This is a genomic window from Faecalitalea cylindroides (assembly GCF_028321995.1).
In the GTDB taxonomy this organism is placed as follows: domain Bacteria; phylum Bacillota_I; class Bacilli_A; order Erysipelotrichales; family Erysipelotrichaceae; genus Faecalitalea; species Faecalitalea cylindroides.
The window spans coordinates 107,796-126,628 of the sequence record NZ_JAQLXG010000002.1; the positions used below are offsets into that span (position 1 = coordinate 107,796).

The window sequence follows — 18,833 nt, forward strand, 5'->3', positions numbered from 1 at the left end:
TATTATGTTGATCAAAGCCATACTTTTAGGTCTGGTTGGTGTTGTAGGCGTTATAGATTCACGTTTGATCGGTCGTCAAAATATTGGTAGACCTTTGATCTTAAGTACTTTGGCTGGTTTAGTGTTGGGTGATCTGACAAAAGGTATCACTCTAGGTGCATCTTTGGAACTTATTTCTATGGGATTCGTTTCAATTGGAGCTGCTGGTCCACCAAACATGCAGTTTGGTAGTATTATTGCGACAGCTTTTGCAATTTTATCAGGAGCATCAACAGAAGAAGCTCTGACAATTGCAATCCCGGTTGCCGTAGCAGGTGAATTTTTAAGTATTATCATGCGAATGGTCATCGCCCAGTTTTCGCATGTTGCTGATCATGCAATCGAGGAAGGAAAGTATAGAAGAGCTATCCACATTCATTTATGGTGGTCATTCATCTTTAATGCTCTTGTATACTTTATTCCAATTTTCTTGACAATCTATTATGGTGCTGATGTAGTTGCTGAATTGGTAGAAGCAATTCCAGATGTTATTACAAATGGCTTAACAGTTGCTGGTAATTTGTTGTCTGCGCTAGGATTTGCAATGTTGTTAAGTACAATGTTATCTAAGAAAATGTTCCCATACTTCTTACTAGGATTCTTAGTAGTTGCTTATTCTGGATTGGATCTAATTGCCGTAACACTATATTCAGGTATATTGGCATTTATCTTAGATAGAGTTATTTATGCTAAGAAGGAGGCGTAATCTTATGGAACAAAATCAAAATAGTATAATTACTAAAAAAGACTTGCGTCGTGTATTCTTAAATTCTTTAACAATCATGTGTTCTTGGAACTATGAGCGTCAGATGCATATGGGATTTATGTACGGTATGGCTCCTATCTTGAATAAACTATACAAAAATGATGAAGAAAAAAAGAAAGAAGCTTACAAACGTCATATGGAGTTTTTTAACTGTACGCCTCAGATGACATCATTTATCATGGGGCTTGCTGCTTCAATGGAAGAGCAGAACGCCAGTTCTAAAGAAGGAGAATTCCAACCAGAATCCATTTCAATGATCAAGACCAGTTTGATGGGACCTTTTGCAGGGATTGGAGATAGTTTCTTCCAGGGAACACTTCGTATCATCACTTTTGGTATCGGTCTTTCCTTCGCACAACAGGGAAGCATCTTGGGACCAATTCTTGCTGTTGTGTTATTTGCAATACCTTCTTTATTAGCAGCATATTACGGAACTTTTCTTGGGTATCGTTCTGGGAATAAATACTTAGCTAAACTGTATCAAGAAGGATTGATGGATCGAGTAATGCACTTTGCATCTATCGTAGGTTTAGCTGTTATTGGCGGGATGGTTGCCAGCATGGTTCCTATTACAACGCCTTTGCAGTTTAATACAGGTGGTACAGAATTAGTACTTCAAGACATGATCGATCAAATTTTCCCTCAACTGTTACCTTTGGTATTCACTTTAGGTATTTACTGGTTGATCCAGAAAAAGATCAATACAAATGTATTGTTGCTTGGAATCATTGTTTTCGGACTTGTCATGAGCGCAATTGGAATTCTATAATAGATAAAAGAACAGACCTTGTAAATATAACAAGGTCTGTATTTTATTTGATTATTTTTTCATCCATGGCGGTGATGTTATCTGTTGAAACATGATAACTGACCCTATCGCATCGTACAGTTGTTATTGAATAATGAATCGGTTGTTCATTTTTTTGATAACCGATTTTTTCAATATAGAATAAAGGATCTCCCATGTTGCATTGAAGAAGTTCTGATAATTCTTTGGTTGCAATGATACCGTTGATTTCCAAAACGGATTTTGCAGGAGTGATTCCATAATTTTCTTGTAGGATTTGATAGAATGATTTATCTTCAGCAATGTGTTTCATAAAATCAGGAAAATCTTTTTCTGGAAGATAGATGCGATCAATCGCGATTGGGGAAACATCTTCCCAAATCAATCTTTCTAAAAAGAACATGCTTGTTCCTTTTGCTATTTTAAGTTTTGAGGCAATATCATCATTAGCTGTTAATAAAGATATGTTCAATATCTTGTGCTTAGACGAATGCCCATAATCGTTTAAAGAATCTTGAAATCCTCTTGAGCGATTCAATAAAACCTTGTCTTTTTTATAACTGATAAAAGTTCCTTTTCCTTGAACTTTTTGTACCAGACCATCTTTTGCCAGATTTGACATTGCCTTGCGAATCGTGATCTTACTTACGTTATATTGTTCGCTGAGTTCATTCTCGGTTGGAAGTTTTTGCCCGGAACGGTATTTTTTTTGCAGAATTGAGTTGCGAATATCTGCTTCAACTTGTAAATATAATGGTTTATTACTTTCTATATTCATACATATCACCTATATAATCTTATATATAATATTATATTACAATATATAATCTTTTACTAATAAAAAATTCTATACTGAAAAAATCGGAGGGGGGGGAGATAACTTTTTAAAAGTATTGTATTGTCCTTTATTCATTGAAGTATAGATTATTCTTCAGAATTTAGAATTTATAAAACATAGGGTAAAAATAGATGTATAATATCTCTACAAATTGGAAGTTGTCAAAATTTTTCAAACAGCCTCATTGCAGAGAAATGACGAACAGACTATCCTTAAAGTAGGAGGTGGTAGAAATGGCAAACGAAGATAAAAAAGATTTTAATGCTATGTTGCATGATAATAAGGATATGCCAAAATTTCAAATCATTACAGACCAGAAAAGCATTGAAAAATATGGTGGAAGTAAAATGTATTTTGCTCCACCAATCGACTATGACAAGGTAATGAAAAAAGTTCCTTATGGAAAAGTGATTACTGTTGGAAAGATACGAGAATACTTTGCAGAGTTGAGCGGTGCGGACTTTACAGAACCGATTACAGCAGGGATTTTTGTTTCTATCGTGGCATGGGCGAGTTATCAGCGTTCAGAAGATGAAACGCCTTATTGGAGAACATTGAAAGCGAATGGAGAACTCAATGCTAAATATCCAAATGGTATCAAAGCACAGAAAGAAAAATTAGAAGCAGAGGGACACACCATTATTCAAAAAGGGCGTAAAAATATACGATACTATGTAAAGGACTATGAAAACTCCCTCTTTGATTTGAAATAGAAAAATCCTAATTTAACAATTTCATATCCAGTATTATACAAAGCGGTCAGTCTTTATGATTGGTCGTTTTTCAATATCTGGAAAGTATTGTTTTCATCCAATATAAGCGTAAAGTTGAATTATGTCAGAGTCAACAATATGTACCTCTATCTCCCTTTGTTTTCAGTATAGAAAATAAAAAACGCTTAACCTCCAATTTATTAACATGGCTCATGTTAGACGATCGCTAGCTAAAAAAGGTTTCCCTTCCGTATCTGGCGTATGAAAAAATAGTGTTCTGCAAAAATTGGTTTAAAATATAATTTGTAAATATAACACAAAGGACAGCTATTACTTAATTAATGGTTCCTTTCTAAAAAAATTTTTCAACCAAATTTTGCAAATTGATATTATAAACTCTACTTTGATTATTGATATCTTTGTTAAAAACTTTAAAAGAAAATCATATTGAGCCGATGGTCATTCTTTATCATTGGGATATACCTTTACCTTTAGAAGAAACTGGAGATGGCTTAATATTAATACAGCTTTGGCTTTTGAAAAGTACGCTGCATTTTGTTTCGAAGAATATAAAAATGAAGTAAGTTTATGGGTAAAAAAATCAGACTACTTTTTTAATAAAATCTTATCTATAATCTAAAAAATAATTATCTGTTGCAGCTTTTATTTTAAATGTAGTTTTTCATAAAGTTATATGCATTATTGAAACAAATATCTTCAATTTCCTGTTGAGCAAAACCATGCTCTTGTAGAGCTGTGGCAATGTTTTGGATTTGGGTGATATCTTTCATTCCGATGACATTACTATCTTCCATGCCAGGAATATAATCCATAAAATCAAAGCCAAGAGCTATATGATTTGTTCCGATTTTTTCTTTGATGTAGATCAAAACTTGAATGAAGTCTTCTAGAGTGGCATTGTTTTCTTTTTTGTCTACAAACCATCGAACGGGAATTCCTCCAATCAAACCATTTTTTGATTGAATGACTTGAAGTTGAGGATCGCTTAAATTGCGGTAATGACTGTATAATCCTTTTACATTGGAATGAGAAGCAATGATTGGTTTGGTGCTGATACGGGCAATATCATAAAAATTCCATTCGCAACAATGACTTGTATCAATCGCCATATTGACTTGATTCATTTCTTTGATGACTCTTTTTCCTAAATCAGTTAAAGGCTTGTTTCCTTTTTTTGCTCCACAGGCAAGCGCATTATCATCATTCCAACATAAGCTTGCCAGACGAACGTGATGCATATATAACCAGTCAATTCTTTCTTCAGGATCTTTGTCGATGCCACACATGCCTTCAACGGCCATGAAAACTTGAATATCTTTAGTGTCATCAAAAGAAAAGTGTTTGCTGTGAAGAATAGCATTTTCTACATATCGAATCGTATCACACATCGTGTTCCAGTCCTGGCCTCCATCAAAACAGCAGACGATAGCGCTAAAACACATGTTTCCTTGTTTGAAACGAGGATAGTGGAAAGTATCTAGACGATCTTTTTGATCTTTATGATCATAGATATCATTTCCTATATCATCATGTAAATTCGCAAATCGCATGTTTATTCTCCTTTAGCTAGTTGTAAAAACTCGTCCATTTGATCGACAATTGATTGAAGACTTTCTTTCCAGAATGTTTCTTGTCTTAAATCAATATCGGCAATTTTAGCTATATCTTCACAAGTGTTTGTTGTTGTCGCGGCAAGTAATTTCTCATATTTAGGAATAAAATCTTTTCCTTGTTTTGTGTAAAGAGCATAAAGTCCACGTGAGAAAAGAGCACCGAATGTATAAGGAAAATTGTAATAGGCGATATCTGGAATATAGTAATGTACTTTAGTGATCCAGCGGTATGGATGAAGCCATTCAGGATCAAGACCATCACCAAAAGATCTTAATAGTGCTTCTTTCATTAATTCGCATAGTTGATCAGCCGTCAAGAAACCTTCTTCTACATGTTCAAATACCAGCGTTTCAAATTGGAAACGCGCATAAATATCAAGGATATTCTGGCATAGCGCGGATAGTTGAGAATCAATAACTAATAATTTATCATGATCGTTCATGTCTTTCTGTAAAGCATTGTACATAATATTTTCATTAAATGTACTAGCGGTTTCAGCTAGTGGCATACAATAATCGCGATTTAAGACAGGTTGATTTTCAATCATCATGCCATGGAAAGCGTGTCCTAATTCATGAGCAACCGTAATGATATCACTTAAGGTATTGTTATAGTTTGTAATCAAACGGCTTTGTTTGATCCAACCAAGATTTTCACAGAAAGCACCAGGTTGTTTTCCTGGGCGTGTTGGATAGTCGATCCATTTTTCATCAAAGGCTTGTTTGGACATGTTGTAAAGATTGCCACTTACATCTTTGAAGTGTTTTAAAATCAGTTCTTCGCATTCTTCGATAGAAAAGTTAAAATCACATTCACCAAGTGTAGCGTAAATTTCATACCAAGGAAGTCCATTTTTATATCCTAGAAGATTTGCCTTAGTGCGTAAATAATTTCTAAATTTAGGCAGATAGGATTGAATGCTTGACATCATGGCATCTAAAGTTTCTTTATCCATGCGTGATTCAATCAGCATTTTTTCCAGGGGGTCTTTATAACCGCGAAGTCTAGCTTCTTTTAACTGTTGTTGTTTAATAGATGAAATAGCAAATGATAGTGGTGTCGCAATAGATTTATAGGCTTCCTGTTCGGCAAGGAAAGCTTTTTTTCTTACTTCACTAGAATTATCATGGCACATGTTTTTGACTTGTGTTAATGGAAGTTCTTTTCCATCATATAGTGCTGTTGCATTTCCTGTTAAAGCATAGTACATATCGGAGAAGGCTTTTAGGCTAGTAGGATAGACCATAGACAAGATTTCTTCTTGTTTAGAATCGAGTTTATGGTCTTTTTTATTTAGTTGTTCTAAAAGTATGAATTTATACTGATGAACAAATGCATCAGTTTCGATCATTTCTTTTAGACAAGTTGCTTCAAGAATTTTATCTAAAAGAGCATTTTCGTATGTTTTTAGTGAACTGGCAAGATTTAATGTAGTATTGGCCCATTTGGTATTATCTGTCTCATTGGAATCAACTGCAAGACGAAGCTGGGCATACATCTTTAAACGATATGTATAATCTTTTATTATTTCCAGTGTTTTTAATCCTTCAATGATAACATCTTTATCATCAAATGATTCCATGTTTTGTAATAGAGTTGGTATTTCTTCATATAAATTTTTCATCAAATCGAAATCTTTGATAAAGTTAGGATCATCATATCCTGTGTAAAGTGCATCTAAGTTCCATAAATAATCTTTCATAATCTGCATCCTCTTTCTTTGATTTTATTATAGACATATTAATTTTCTCTCAAGTACCAATCTATTTCCTAAAGATAGGAAAATCTAAATCGTTGAATATGGGGTGTCTTCAGTGGTACTTTTTAACTAGAAAGAAAGAGGAATATATATGCGAGTTTTAGTTGGACAATTTAGTTCTGAATCGAATGAACATTCTCGTTCGTTGATGACGTTCGAAAAATTTCTTTTCCGTTTTGGAGAAGAAATGCTCGACTCTATTTATTGCCGAGATATTTTTGAAGATGAGGGCATCGAATTGGTTCCCAGTATTAGTGCTAGAGGACATCCTCATGGATTGGTAACATATGATGCATATCAGTTTATTCATGATCGCTTGATGCAGGCGGTAAAAGAAAATTTAGGTACGATTGATGGGATTTTTCTTTTCCTTCATGGAGCCAGTAAAGTAATTGGACTTGAAGGCGGCAGCGCCGAACATGCGTTTATTCGAGATATTCGTAAGATCGTAGGTCCATATATGCCAATTGCTTTGGTCATGGACCCACATGGAAATCTATCACAAGAGTTAGTGGATAATGTAAATATCTTGCGTTGTTATCGCCATTCTCCACATACGGATATGGCTGAAACCTATCGTTTTGTTGCGAAAAGTTTTATTGATTTATTAAAGAATCGTCAGAATATTCATCCAGAATACTGCAAGGTTCCTATTATTATCGGCGGAGAGAAAAGCGTTTCTTTAGATGAGCCAATGTTGTCAATCAATGCGTTATGTGATGAAGCTGAAAAGACTGGACGCATTCGCAGTGCTTCTTTCCATATTGGATATCTTCGTCATGATGGTGATAAGCTTGGATGTTCTGTTGTTGTGGTGCCTCAAACAGCCAAAGATCAAAAGTTTGCTCGTGTATGGGCTAAGAAGATTCGTGCTTTTGCGTATGAAAGACGTCATGAATTTCATTATCATGGCAATGTAAAAGAACCTGAAGATGCGATCAAGGCTGTTGTGAAATATCCTGCTGGAACATGTTTTTTAACCGATTCTGGGGATAATGTTGGTTCAGGTGCTGATGGGTTTAATACATATGTTTTAAGACAAATTCTAGCGTTGGATGATTTTAATAATAAGTCTTATTTAGTGGCAGGTATCGTGGATAAAGCAGCCTATAAATATCTTTATAATAAACAAGTTAATGATGAAGTAGAATTTGATTTAGGGGCTGATCTTGATGAAATGTGTAAAAAGGTACATGTTAAGGGCAAGATCATTGCCAAAGGATTGGCAGACAAAGCTTATGCCAAACGAGAAGATATCGGAACAGCTATTACGGTAAAATTTAATGATGCACCTGTATGTGTTGTTGTTGAATATGACGCGATCCAATATGTTGATCTAGATCAGTTTGAATGTTCAGGGTTGGATGTTAAAGATTATGATGTGATTGTGGTCAAAGAAGGATATATCTCTGATGACTATAATAAATATGGTGATTATTGTGTTATGTCCTTGACACAAGGACCAACATATCAAAAAAGTGAAGGTCTTATTTTTAGACAAATCATGCGCCCATGCTTCCCTTATGATGATCTTGAACTGGATGAAATTTTTCCTAATGACTAGGAAAAACGGTTGATAGAACACTTGATAGTTTTATACTATAATATTAACGAGGATAAGAGAAGGAGGAGCAACTATGGAAGGGATGGAGCTAGTAAGCTTTCAGATAATTGCTAGCGTAGGTGCTGCTAAATCCATGTATATGGAAGCTATGAAAGCAGCTCAGGAATTCGATTTTGAAAAAGCTGAAAAACTAATAGAAGATGCGGAAGAAATGTTCCTAAAAGGTCATGAAGCCCATGCTTCTTTGATTCAAAAAGAAGCTGGAGGCGAACCAGTAAATCCAACAATGCTATTGATGCATGCAGAAGACCAGCTGATGGCTTGTGAAACGTGTAAACAAATGGCAGAACAGCAAATCATAATTTTTAAAAAGTTTCAATCTTTAGAAAAATAGTTAGGAGGCCCGGATATGAAACGTATTTATTTATTTTGTGACAATGGTATGTCAACAAGTATGATGGCACAGCGTATGCAAGAGGTAGCAGACAAACATAATTTACCTTTTGAATGTAAAGCTTTCTCATACAAAAAAATCTCTTCTATCATCGAAGAAAACAAATTAGACTGCATTTTGATCGGTCCACAGACAAAGTTCTTGTATGATGATATCAACAGACGTTATGGCGACAAGACTCCAGTTATGGTCATCGATGCTGCAGACTATGGAATGATGGATGCAGAAAAAGTGCTTAAAAAAGCAATCGTCGCAATGAAGAAATTCAAAAATAATTAATCATGAGTCGCTGATTAGTCAGCGATTTTTTAAAAGAGAGTAAAGAAAGGTCAATAAAGGAGAATATATAATATGTACGGAATTATCGCAACATGGAGAATGGCTTTAGAAGGAATCAGTGAAGCGGCAGATATGTTGAAAAAATCAGCTGATGCTGGTGATTCTATCGAAACAGCAATTCGTGCTGTCGAAGATTTTGAGTTTTATAAAAGCGTTGGGTATGGGGGATTGCCTAATGAAGAAATGGAAGTTGAATTGGATGCGGCTTTCATGGATGGAGATACATTGGATGTAGGTTGTGTAGGTGCTATTAAAGACTATGCCAATCCTGTCAGCATTGCACGTATGTTATCTAAGGAACCAGTTAACAACTTTTTAGTTGGGGCTGGAGCTGAAAAATATGCTCATCGTCATGGTTTTGAAAGAAAGAACATGTTAACAGAACGCGCTAAGATTCATTATCATAACCGTGTTAAAGAAACAACTGAAAATACAGAATTAAAACCATATTCTGGTCATGATACAGTTGGAATGGTTTGTCTTGATGATAAAGGTCATATGACGGCTGCCACAAGTACAAGTGGACTATTTATGAAACATGCAGGTCGAGTTGGTGATTCTCCTGTTTCTGGTTCTGGGTTCTATGTAGATAGCGAAGTAGGTGGAGCAAGTGCTACTGGACTAGGAGAAGATGTCATGAAAGGGTGCGTTTCATATGAAATCGTTCGTTTGATGAAAGAAGGAAAGACACCTCAGGAAGCATGTGATATTGCGGTCAATACATTTGATAAAGAACTTAAAAAAAGAAGAGGAAAAGCTGGAGATATGTCGTTAATTGCCATGAACAATAAAGGAGAATGGGGCGTAACAACAAATATTGAAGGATTCTCTTTTGCGGTTGCGACTGAAAATGAAGAACCAACTGTATATCTTGTAAAATTTGATGAAAATCATAAACAGTATTTTGAAGTCGCTTCTAAAGAATGGATGGATAATTATATGGCAACGCGAACAGCTCCGCTGGTTCGTAAATAAAGGCAATGATTATGGAAACAGAAATTTTAAAGAAAATTGATGAAATTGAAGAGCAAATGATCGATGCAATCAAGTCAATTGTTCGCATAGATTCCGTGAAGAGTGAAGCACAACCTGGAATGCCTTTTGGTAAAGGGGTAAATGATGCCTTGGAAGCGACCTTAAAACTATGCGAGGAACTTGGCTTTGAAACAGAGAATGTAGATGGAAGAATGGGAATTGCCAAATATGGGCAAGGTGAAGACTATATTGGAATTATTGGGCATCTTGATGTAGTTCCTGTTGGGGATGGTTGGAAACATGAACCATTTGGCGCTGAAGAAGTAAATGGAAGGATCTTTGGGCGCGGTATTCTTGACAATAAGGGACCAGTTTTATCTTGCCTATTTGCCTTATATGTTCTTAAGGAATTAAATATCAAATTAAAACATCCTGTATGGATCTTATTTGGAACAGATGAAGAATCAGGGTTTGAAGATCTTGAGTATTATCTTACAAAGAAAAAACCTCCAATCATGGGATGGACACCGGATTGTAAATATCCTGTTGTCTATGCCGAAAGAGGTCGTGCGGCAATACGTGTTTATGCCGATATCAAACATCAAAAGGAATTTAATCATTTTGTCAACGAGTATTTATTGACAAGTGATGATCATGCTAATAAACTTGGTTTAAATATCGTAGATGAAGAATTTGGTGCGATGCAGCTTAGAGGGAAAAGTTTGATTGATTGTGATGAAGATCTAGGCTTTGAATTTGTATTAAGTTATCCAGCTTCTATAACTATTGAAGAAATCATGGATAAAGTAAAATCAAAACTCTCTGAGAACTTGAAAGCAGAATGTGCTAAGAATTATGATCCAGTACGTTTTGAAAAGACAGGTTTCTTATGCAGCTCATTACAAAAAGCATATGAAAAAATCACAGGATTTGATGGAACTCCGGTCACAACTACGGGAGGAACATATGCGAAATTAATGCCAAATATCGTACCTTTTGGACCAAGTTTTCCGGGGCAAAAAGGAATTGGGCATAATCCAGATGAATGGATGGATCGAAAAGATCTTATGACAAACACTAAGATTTATGCATTAAGCTTATTGTATTTAGGATCAGGTGAATAATATGAAAAGAATTGTAGAAGTTTGTGCAGGCAGCTATCAAGACTGTATTGCGGCATATAAAGGAAAAGCAGATCGTGTTGAATTGAACAGTGCCTTAAGTGTAGGTGGTTTGACACCAAGTGTTTCTTCTTTAAGAAAAGTAAAAGAAGAGACGAATCTGAAAGTGATTTGTATGGTTCGTCCCAGGGCGGCAGGTTTTTGTTATGATGAAGATGACGAAATGATCATAATGGAAGATGCAAAACTTTTGTTGGACAATGGAGCTGATGGAATCTCATTTGGCTTTTTGAATGAAGATGGTACGATCAAAGAAGATAAGACAGCACAGATGATCGAGCTTGTTCATTCTTATCATAAAGAAGCAGTGTTCCATAGAGCATTTGATGTTTGTCCTGATGCATACGAAGCTATTGAAACTTTGATTCGTCTTGGGGCAGATCGTATCTTGACAAGTGGACAAAAGGCAAAGGCTTTTGAAGGAAAAGATTTATTGAAAGATCTTCAAGAAAAATATGGTGACAAAATCGAATTGTTGCCAGGTAGTGGAGTAAATGCGACAAATGCAATCGAATTGATGGAATATACTGGGATTAATCAAGTACATTCTTCATGCAAGTCATATTTAAGTGATCCAACTACCGCAAATAATGGTGTTAGCTATGCATATTTAACAGATGAGCATGAAATGGACTATGATATAGTCAATGAAGATCTAGTTACAAAGCTTGTAGAAGTAGTAAAACAGGGAGCATAAGTTCTCTGTTTTCTTTTCGTGAACAATTTTTTATTTTTGTTTTGATTTATGGAGTGTTATGCATATACTAAATAGTATGAATGTTGAAAAGTTGTTAAATGTTGTCGTAAGAGCCGGCAAAATGTTGATTGAGAGTGGCGCTGAAATTTATCGTGTCGAAGAAACGATGATTCGTTTGTGTCAATCCTATCCGGATGTACAAATTGCGGATAGTTTCGTGACTGGAACAGGAATCATGTTATCCATAACGGTTGATGGCAAAACAAGCACGCGTATTGGGCGTGTACGTTCTAAAAGTGTAGATTTAAATCTTATTGATATGATCAATTCACTGTCACGTAGAGTAAGCCAGGATCCGATTTCGGTGGATGAATTAGAAAAAGAAATTGATCGAATCGAAAGAAAAGAAAGATATTCTTTTTGGATCACCTTGTTGTTTGCCGGAGTAGGTGCAGCCGGATTTGCGATCTTCTTTGATGGTAATATTGCCGATAGCATTGCTGCTTTCTTAATAGGAATCTTGATTCGTTGTGTGACTACGTTGTTTGAAAAGTTTCGTGTTAATAATTTCTTTACAAATGCGATTGCCTCAGCGATAGCGGTTTGCTGCTCGATCGCAAGCGCATATTTATACCAAGGCATTGATTATAATATCGTAATCATTTCCAGTATCATGTTATTGGTACCAGGATTAGCTATTACCAATGCGATTCGAGATACGGTTGCCGGAGATTATTTATCTGGACTTTCTAGAGGAACAGAAGCTTTCTTAACGGCATTAGCTATTGCGATTGGGGCTGGTTTTATGTTGAGTATATTGTTGTAGGAGCTGAAATATGATTGAAGTGATTATTAAAGCTGGTATCTCTGCTTTTTTAGCCAGCATCGGTTTTGGAATTCTATTCAATATTAGAGGCAAGAAGTTGATTCTTGCGGGATTAACAGGCGCCATTGGGGGCATTTTATATAAATATTCACTGTATCTAGGTATGAGTGAATTAGTCGCAAACTTTCTGGGAGCTTTAGGACTTGCGATATTTGGTGAAATTTTTGCCCGCTTATGTAAGACGCCTGTCACAACTTTTATTGTATGTGCTTTGATACCTTTGGTTCCTGGAGGTGGCATGTATTATACGATGTTAGAAGTGATTCAAGGAAATGTTCAGGAAGCTTTGGTAAAGGGCTTGGAAACATTAAGCATTGCAGGAGTATTGGCTCTTGGTATCTTGGTTGTTTCTACGGGAACACAGTTTTATTTAAGAACCAAAAGAGCGATGGAAACCTATCGCTTTGACGATAACTTTTATAACTTATAAAGATCTCTGCGGTAATGGCAGAGATTTTTTTTAATAAGAGCCTAGAACAGGCAAAAGCCCTTTAAGTAAGGGAAATTACCTAAAGGGTTTTGCTAGAAAGTTTTAAGAAAGGGAATTTGATTATGAAGTGAGCCTCTATCCTTGGCTCGACTATATAGTACAAATAAAAAATAAAAAGATGATGTATGAAGTGTGTGAATTCATGTGAAAAAGGGAATTATTATGTAAAAATGTCAAAATTATTAATGCGTTATATGAGCACTTTGCTCCTAATAAAACAGTTGAAAAATGGACGATATATGTTACAATATTTGCGATAAGAAAAACGAGAAAAAATGAATTTTAGATTCATTTTTTTTTAGGCAGGAGGATATTTTATGAATAAAAATTCGTTATTATCCATGCAAGATTTATCAGCTGAACAGATTCTTAGTATTCTTGGTGATGCTAAAAGTTTTAATAGTTCTCATAAAGATTGGCAATTGCCAAAGCATAATGCTTTAGTTGCTAATCTTTTTTTTGAGGCATCGACAAGAACTCACTTCTCATTTGAGAGCGCAGAGTATCAGTTAGGCTGTAAAGTTGCGGATTTTAATGCATCAACTTCAAGTGTAACAAAGGGAGAATCTCTATATGATACGGTAAAAACTTTTGAGGCAATTGGATATGATGCAGTCGTGATTCGTCATCCAAAAGATGAATATTTTAAAGAACTGGAAAACATTAATATTCCAATTTTAAATGCTGGAGATGGAGCTGGAAACCATCCAACACAGTGCTTGTTAGATTTGTTGACAATGTATGATGAATTTAAAGATTTCAAAGGATTAAATGTAGTGATCGCAGGAGATATTCAGCATTCAAGAGTTGCCGCATCAAATAAACAGGCTTTAGAAAAATTAGGCGCAAATGTTTTCTTTGCAGGTCCTGAAGAGTGGCAAAGAGAAGGATATCCTACTATGGATTTTGATGAAGCTTGTAAATGGGCGGATGTTGTTATGATGTTAAGAATTCAAAGAGAGCGCGGAGCTTCTTTGGCAAATATGAGTGATGAAGAATATCTAGAAAAATACGGATTAAATGACAGACGTTATCAGATGATGAAAGAAAATGCGATCATCATGCATCCCGCACCAGTAAATCGCGGTGTTGAGATTGCCGATCATCTTGTTGAGGCTAAGAAAAGTCGAATTTTTAAACAAATGTCTAATGGTGTATTGGTTCGAAAAGCTGTTATCAAACGTGCTTTTGGATATGAACCATTTTAGGAGGAGACATGTTAGTAATTAAGAATGGAAATGTATTGGTAGAAGATACATTAAAAAAAGTTGATATCTTGATTGATGAAGGAAAAATCGTCAAGATTGCAGAGAATATTGAAGGAGACCATGAAACGATCGATGCTTCAGGTCTTACAGTACTTCCTGGTTTAGTGGATGTGCATGTGCATCTAAGAGAACCTGGTCATGCGCAAAAAGAAACAATTAAAACAGGAACCAAGGCTGCTGCAGCTGGAGGATTTACAACAGTTTTATGTATGCCAAATGTAATTCCTTTTCCAGACAATGTTGAAGATGTAAAAAATTATTTAGAATTGATCCATGATCAATCTGTTGTAAATACATATCCTTATGCCTGCATCACTAAAAAAGAAGCGGGTAAAGAAGTAGTGGATATGCATGCTTTAAAAGCGCTTGGGATTCACTGGTTTAGCGATGATGGCGTAGGTGTATCCAATGATGAAATCATGAAAGAAGCCATGACAAAGGCAAATCAGGAAGATGTTATGATCGTCGCTCATACAGAAGATATGAGCTATCGCAAACCGGGTGCCTGTGTTCATGAAAGTGAAATCACTAAGGCAAAAGGCTGGTTGGGAATTCCAAGTGCCTGCGAAAGTGCTCAATTGATTCGTGATCTTGAAATTGTTAAAGAATGCAAAAATGCTTATCATGCCTGCCATATTTCCGCAAAGGAAAGTGTAGAGGCGTTGAAGAAAGCTAAAAATGATGGATTAAATGTCAGCGGTGAAGTTACAGCACATCATTTATTGTTGGAAGATAAAGATGTTCAGGGCCCAAATTGGAAGATGAATCCGCCTCTACGCAGTCATGAAGATAGAATGTCTTTGATTGAGGGATTGGAAAATGGAAGTCTTGATATCATTGCCAATGATCATGCTCCTCATACTGCTCAGGAAAAGAATCAGCCAATGGATAAGGCACCTTTTGGTATCGTCTCTTTGGAAACAAGCTTTGCACTTCTATATACAGAATTTGTAGTAAATCAAAAACGATGGAGCTTACAACAGTTAGTTAACTGGATGTCAAAAGCACCAGCTAAACGTTTTAAACTGGATGGTATTGGAGAAATCAAAGAAGGAAATGATGCCGATATCATCTTGGTTGATATGAATCATGAATATACAATTGATGCTTCTAAATTTGAATCTATGGGGAAAAACACACCATTTGATGGATGGAAAGTTGCCTGCCAGATCAAACAGACTTTCGTGAAAGGAAAAGAAGTTTGGAAAAAAGAAGCATAATAGAAAGGATGGATAAAAATGCCTAAGCGAACAGATATACACAAGATCCTGGTGATCGGATCGGGACCGATCGTGATCGGACAGGCAGCGGAATTCGACTATGCCGGAAGCCAGGCCTGCCAGTCTTTGCGTGAGGAAGGCTACGAGGTCATCCTGATCAACTCCAATCCGGCGACGATCATGACGGATACGACGATTGCCGACCGTGTCTATATCGAACCGATCAACCTGGACTTTGCCAAGCGTGTCATCTACAAGGAAAGACCGGATGCGATCCTGGGCTCCCTTGGAGGACAGACCGGGCTGAACCTGGTCGTGGAGCTGCATGAGGACGGCATCCTGGACGAATACGGAGTGGAGATCCTGGGAACGGACCTTCTGGCCATCAACCGTGCCGAGGACAGGGAGCTGTTCCGCGAGCTGATGCAGCAGATCGGGGAACCGGTCCCACACAGCCGGATCGTGCACACCGTAGAGGAAGCGGTGGAATACTGTCAGAAGCTAGGTTATCCGGTGGTCGTGCGCCCTGCCTACACCCTTGGCGGTACCGGCGGAGGCTTTGCGGACAATGAGGAAGAGCTTCGCAGCATCTGCGAGGCCGGGCTGAAGATCTCGCCGGTGCATCAGTGCCTGATCGAACAGAGCATCGCCGGCTACAAGGAGATCGAATACGAAGTGATCCGCGATGCCAACGACAATGCGATCGTCGTCTGCAGCATGGAGAACGTGGATCCGGTGGGGATCCATACCGGCGACAGCATCGTCGTGGCCCCTGTGCAGACACTGACCGACCGCGAGAACCAGATGCTGAGAAGCGCATCGTTGAAGATCATACGTGCCCTGAAGATCTGCGGCGGCTGCAACGTGCAGCTGGCGCTGGATCCAAAGAGCTTCAGATACTATGTCATCGAGGTCAATCCGCGTGTATCGAGATCGAGCGCCCTGGCCAGCAAGGCCACGGGATATCCGATCGCCAAGATCTCGGCGAAGCTGGCCGTCGGCCTGACGCTGGACGAGATCCTGAACCCGGTGACACAGAGCAGCTATGCCTGCTTCGAACCGGCCATCGACTATGTCGTGAGCAAGTTCGCCCGCTTCCCATTTGACAAGTTCCCGGCAGCGGATCGTCATCTTGGCACACAGATGAAGGCGACCGGAGAGGTCATGTCCATCGGACGCACCTTTGAGGAATCCTTTTTGAAGGGGATCCGTTCTTTAGAGATGAAGGTAGACCACCTGTACAAGGGATCGATCGCCCAGATGGACAGGGAAGAACTGGAAGACAAGATGAAGAAGTGCGACGACGAGAGGATCTTCGTGATTGCCCAGTGGCTGCGCAACGGCTACGGTTCTGAAACGATCCAGAAGATCACGGGCATGGATCCATTCTTTCTGTACCATATCCAGAAGATCATCGACCTGGAAAAGGAGATGACGGACCATCCAAAAGATGTCCAGATCCTTCGCCAGCTCAAGAAGAACGGCTTCTCGGATTCCTATATCGCCAGAAACTGGCAGATGAGCGAATACGACCTGTACCAGATGCGTAAGGAGAACGGCATAATGCCGGTCTACAAGATGGTCGACACATGCGCCGGAGAATTCACCAGCGCCACACCATACCTGTATTCCAGCTACGAGCAGGAAAACGAATCGATCGTCAGCGACCGCCAGAAGATCATCGTGCTCGGATCGGGACCGATCCGTATCGGACAGGGCGTGGAGTTCGACTATGCGACGGTGCACTGCGTAGAAACGCTGCGCCATGCGGGCTATGAGGCCATCATCATCAACAACAACCCGGAAACGGTGTCGACGGATTTCTCGATCAGCGACAAGCTGTACTTCGAACCGCTGACGACCGAGGACGTGATGCATGTCATCGAGCTGGAAAGACCGCTGGGCGTGATCGTGCAGTTCGGGGGACAGACGGCGATCAACCTGGCCGACTCCCTGGTAAGACACGGGGTGAAGATCCTGGGAACGAGCCTGGAAGATATCGACCGTGCCGAGGACCGACACGAGTTTGAAGCGATGCTCAAGAAGCTGGACATCCCGCAGCCACAGGGAGAGACGGCAACGACCGTGGAAGAGGCCCTTGTCATCGCGCAGAAGATCGGCTATCCGGTTTTGGTTCGACCAAGCTATGTTTTAGGCGGACGTGCGATGGAGATCGTGCACAGCGACGACGAGCTGAAGATCTACATGGCCACGGCGGTCCAGGAGATCAGCCATGATGCACCGATCCTGGTGGACAAGTACATCGTGGGCAAGGAGCTGGAAATCGATGCGATCGCGGACGGCGAGGATGTGTACATCCCGGGCGTGATGGAACATATCGAGAGGGCCGGGGTGCATTCCGGGGATTCGATCTCGGTGTATCCGACACAGACGATCAGCCAGAAGACCAAGGAAACGATCATCGACTATGGAACAAGGATCGGGAAGGGATTCCACTTTGTCGGTCTGTACAATATCCAGTTCATCGTGGACAGGGATGAGAACGTGTATGTGCTGGAGGTCAATCCAAGATCGAGCCGAACGGTACCGTTCCTGTCCAAGATCACAGGGGTACCGATGAGCTATATCGCCACACAGGCGATCCTGGGCAATTCAATACGCAAGCAGGGGCTGACACCGGGATATCATCCGGAAGAGAAGGGCCGTGTGTTCGTGAAGGCGCCGGTATTCTCGTTTGCGAAGCTGCGAAGCGTGGATACGGTGCTGGGACCGGAGATGAAGTCGACCGGGGAGGCACTGGGAAGCGATGTGAACCTGGAGAAGGCGCTGTACAAGGCACTGGTGGCCAGCGGCATCCAGATCCCGATGCACGGCAACGTGCTGATGACGATCGCCAACGAGGACAAGCAGGAGGCGCTGCAGCTGGCAAAACGCTTTGCGAACATCGGCTACGGCATCTATGCGACTAAAGGGACGGCGGACCTGTTCGAGAAGGAAGGACTGTATGTACATAGAGCCAGCAAGATCGAAGAGGGCGAGAAGAACAACGTGGTGGACATCATCCGCAACGGAAGGGTGAACTTCGTGATCAACACTATGTCCAGCAAGGAGAATACCAGAGCGGACGGCTTCTTGATCCGAAGGGTATCGGCGGAGAACAACATCTCCTGCATGACGAGCCTGGATACGGCCAACGCCCTGATCAAGGTGCTTGAATCCCTGAGCTTCTCTGCGATCAGTATGAATGAAATGGGGAAATAA

General features: G+C 39.2%; 18 protein-coding genes. 15 read left to right on the forward strand and 3 right to left on the reverse strand.

What is annotated here, in order from left to right; translation table 11 throughout:
* The first annotated feature begins 4 nt into the window (after positions 1–4).
* Together PND65_RS01870 and PND65_RS01875 are read left to right on the forward strand one after the other, a co-directional pair.
* Positions 5–745, forward strand: coding sequence for a PTS mannose/fructose/sorbose/N-acetylgalactosamine transporter subunit IIC (locus PND65_RS01870; RefSeq protein WP_195191711.1), 741 nt, complete (start codon positions 5–7; stop codon positions 743–745).
* Between the two features lie 4 nt (positions 746–749).
* Positions 750–1,574, forward strand: a complete 825-nt coding sequence (locus tag PND65_RS01875) for a PTS system mannose/fructose/sorbose family transporter subunit IID (protein ID WP_087319732.1) — start codon at positions 750–752, stop codon at positions 1,572–1,574.
* Positions 1,575–1,617: 43 nt separating this feature from the next.
* On the opposite strand, the gene PND65_RS01880 is transcribed toward PND65_RS01875, so the two are convergent.
* Entirely contained in the window at positions 1,618–2,370 is a 753-nt protein-coding gene (locus PND65_RS01880; protein ID WP_271994316.1) for a GntR family transcriptional regulator, read from the reverse strand.
* Between the two features lie 293 nt (positions 2,371–2,663).
* Here PND65_RS01880 and PND65_RS01885 point away from each other — a divergent pair, with 293 nt between their 5' ends.
* Complete coding sequence (locus PND65_RS01885) at positions 2,664–3,143, forward strand: MGMT family protein (RefSeq protein ID WP_195191713.1); 480 nt, start codon at positions 2,664–2,666, stop codon at positions 3,141–3,143.
* Positions 3,144–3,562: 419 nt separating this feature from the next.
* Positions 3,563–3,727: a family 1 glycosylhydrolase gene (locus PND65_RS09640; RefSeq protein WP_172694729.1), complete on the forward strand. Its 165-nt coding sequence runs from the start codon at positions 3,563–3,565 to the stop codon at positions 3,725–3,727.
* Between the two features lie 84 nt (positions 3,728–3,811).
* Here the strand turns inward: PND65_RS09640 and PND65_RS01890 are convergent, their stop codons facing one another.
* Positions 3,812–4,714 (reverse strand): dipeptidase, encoded by a 903-nt coding sequence (locus tag PND65_RS01890; RefSeq protein ID WP_271994319.1) that lies wholly within the window; start codon positions 4,712–4,714, stop codon positions 3,812–3,814.
* Positions 4,715–4,716: 2 nt separating this feature from the next.
* On the reverse strand, positions 4,717–6,480 hold the full coding sequence (locus tag PND65_RS01895) for a M3 family oligoendopeptidase (protein ID WP_271994321.1): 1,764 nt from the start codon (positions 6,478–6,480) through the stop codon (positions 4,717–4,719).
* A gap of 148 nt (positions 6,481–6,628) precedes the next feature.
* Here PND65_RS01895 and PND65_RS01900 point away from each other — a divergent pair, with 148 nt between their 5' ends.
* The 11 genes from PND65_RS01900 to carB all read left to right on the forward strand — a co-directional run bounded on the left by PND65_RS01900 (position 6,629) and on the right by carB (position 18,833).
* Positions 6,629–8,101 carry a M81 family metallopeptidase gene (locus PND65_RS01900; protein ID WP_204713305.1) on the forward strand — a complete coding sequence of 491 codons (1,473 nt, stop codon included), beginning with the start codon at positions 6,629–6,631 and terminating at the stop codon, positions 8,099–8,101.
* 73 nt (positions 8,102–8,174) lie between these two features.
* A complete protein-coding gene (locus PND65_RS01905) occupies positions 8,175–8,495 on the forward strand; it encodes a PTS lactose/cellobiose transporter subunit IIA (RefSeq protein WP_015535164.1) in 321 nt (106 codons plus the stop codon).
* A gap of 15 nt (positions 8,496–8,510) precedes the next feature.
* Positions 8,511–8,834, forward strand: coding sequence for a PTS sugar transporter subunit IIB (locus PND65_RS01910; RefSeq protein ID WP_015535165.1), 324 nt, complete (start codon positions 8,511–8,513; stop codon positions 8,832–8,834).
* A gap of 72 nt (positions 8,835–8,906) precedes the next feature.
* Positions 8,907–9,869 carry a N(4)-(beta-N-acetylglucosaminyl)-L-asparaginase gene (locus tag PND65_RS01915; RefSeq protein WP_015535166.1) on the forward strand — a complete coding sequence of 321 codons (963 nt, stop codon included), beginning with the start codon at positions 8,907–8,909 and terminating at the stop codon, positions 9,867–9,869.
* An 11-nt stretch (positions 9,870–9,880) separates the two neighbouring features.
* Positions 9,881–10,993: a Sapep family Mn(2+)-dependent dipeptidase gene (locus PND65_RS01920; protein WP_195376282.1), complete on the forward strand. Its 1,113-nt coding sequence runs from the start codon at positions 9,881–9,883 to the stop codon at positions 10,991–10,993.
* Between the two features lies 1 nt (position 10,994).
* On the forward strand, positions 10,995–11,747 hold the full coding sequence (locus PND65_RS01925) for a copper homeostasis protein CutC (RefSeq protein ID WP_015535168.1): 753 nt from the start codon (positions 10,995–10,997) through the stop codon (positions 11,745–11,747).
* A 58-nt stretch (positions 11,748–11,805) separates the two neighbouring features.
* The gene (locus PND65_RS01930) at positions 11,806–12,573 is read left to right on the forward strand and encodes a threonine/serine exporter family protein (protein ID WP_271990427.1); all 768 of its coding nucleotides are present in this window, start codon (positions 11,806–11,808) and stop codon (positions 12,571–12,573) included.
* Positions 12,574–12,583: 10 nt separating this feature from the next.
* On the forward strand, positions 12,584–13,063 hold the full coding sequence (locus tag PND65_RS01935; RefSeq protein ID WP_015535170.1) for a threonine/serine exporter family protein: 480 nt from the start codon (positions 12,584–12,586) through the stop codon (positions 13,061–13,063).
* Positions 13,064–13,440: 377 nt separating this feature from the next.
* On the forward strand, positions 13,441–14,331 hold the full coding sequence (locus PND65_RS01940; RefSeq protein ID WP_087319756.1) for an aspartate carbamoyltransferase catalytic subunit: 891 nt from the start codon (positions 13,441–13,443) through the stop codon (positions 14,329–14,331).
* Positions 14,332–14,339: 8 nt separating this feature from the next.
* Entirely contained in the window at positions 14,340–15,611 is a 1,272-nt protein-coding gene (locus PND65_RS01945; RefSeq protein WP_271990428.1) for a dihydroorotase, read from the forward strand.
* An 18-nt stretch (positions 15,612–15,629) separates the two neighbouring features.
* On the forward strand, positions 15,630–18,833 hold the full coding sequence (gene carB, locus PND65_RS01950) for a carbamoyl-phosphate synthase large subunit (protein ID WP_271990431.1): 3,204 nt from the start codon (positions 15,630–15,632) through the stop codon (positions 18,831–18,833).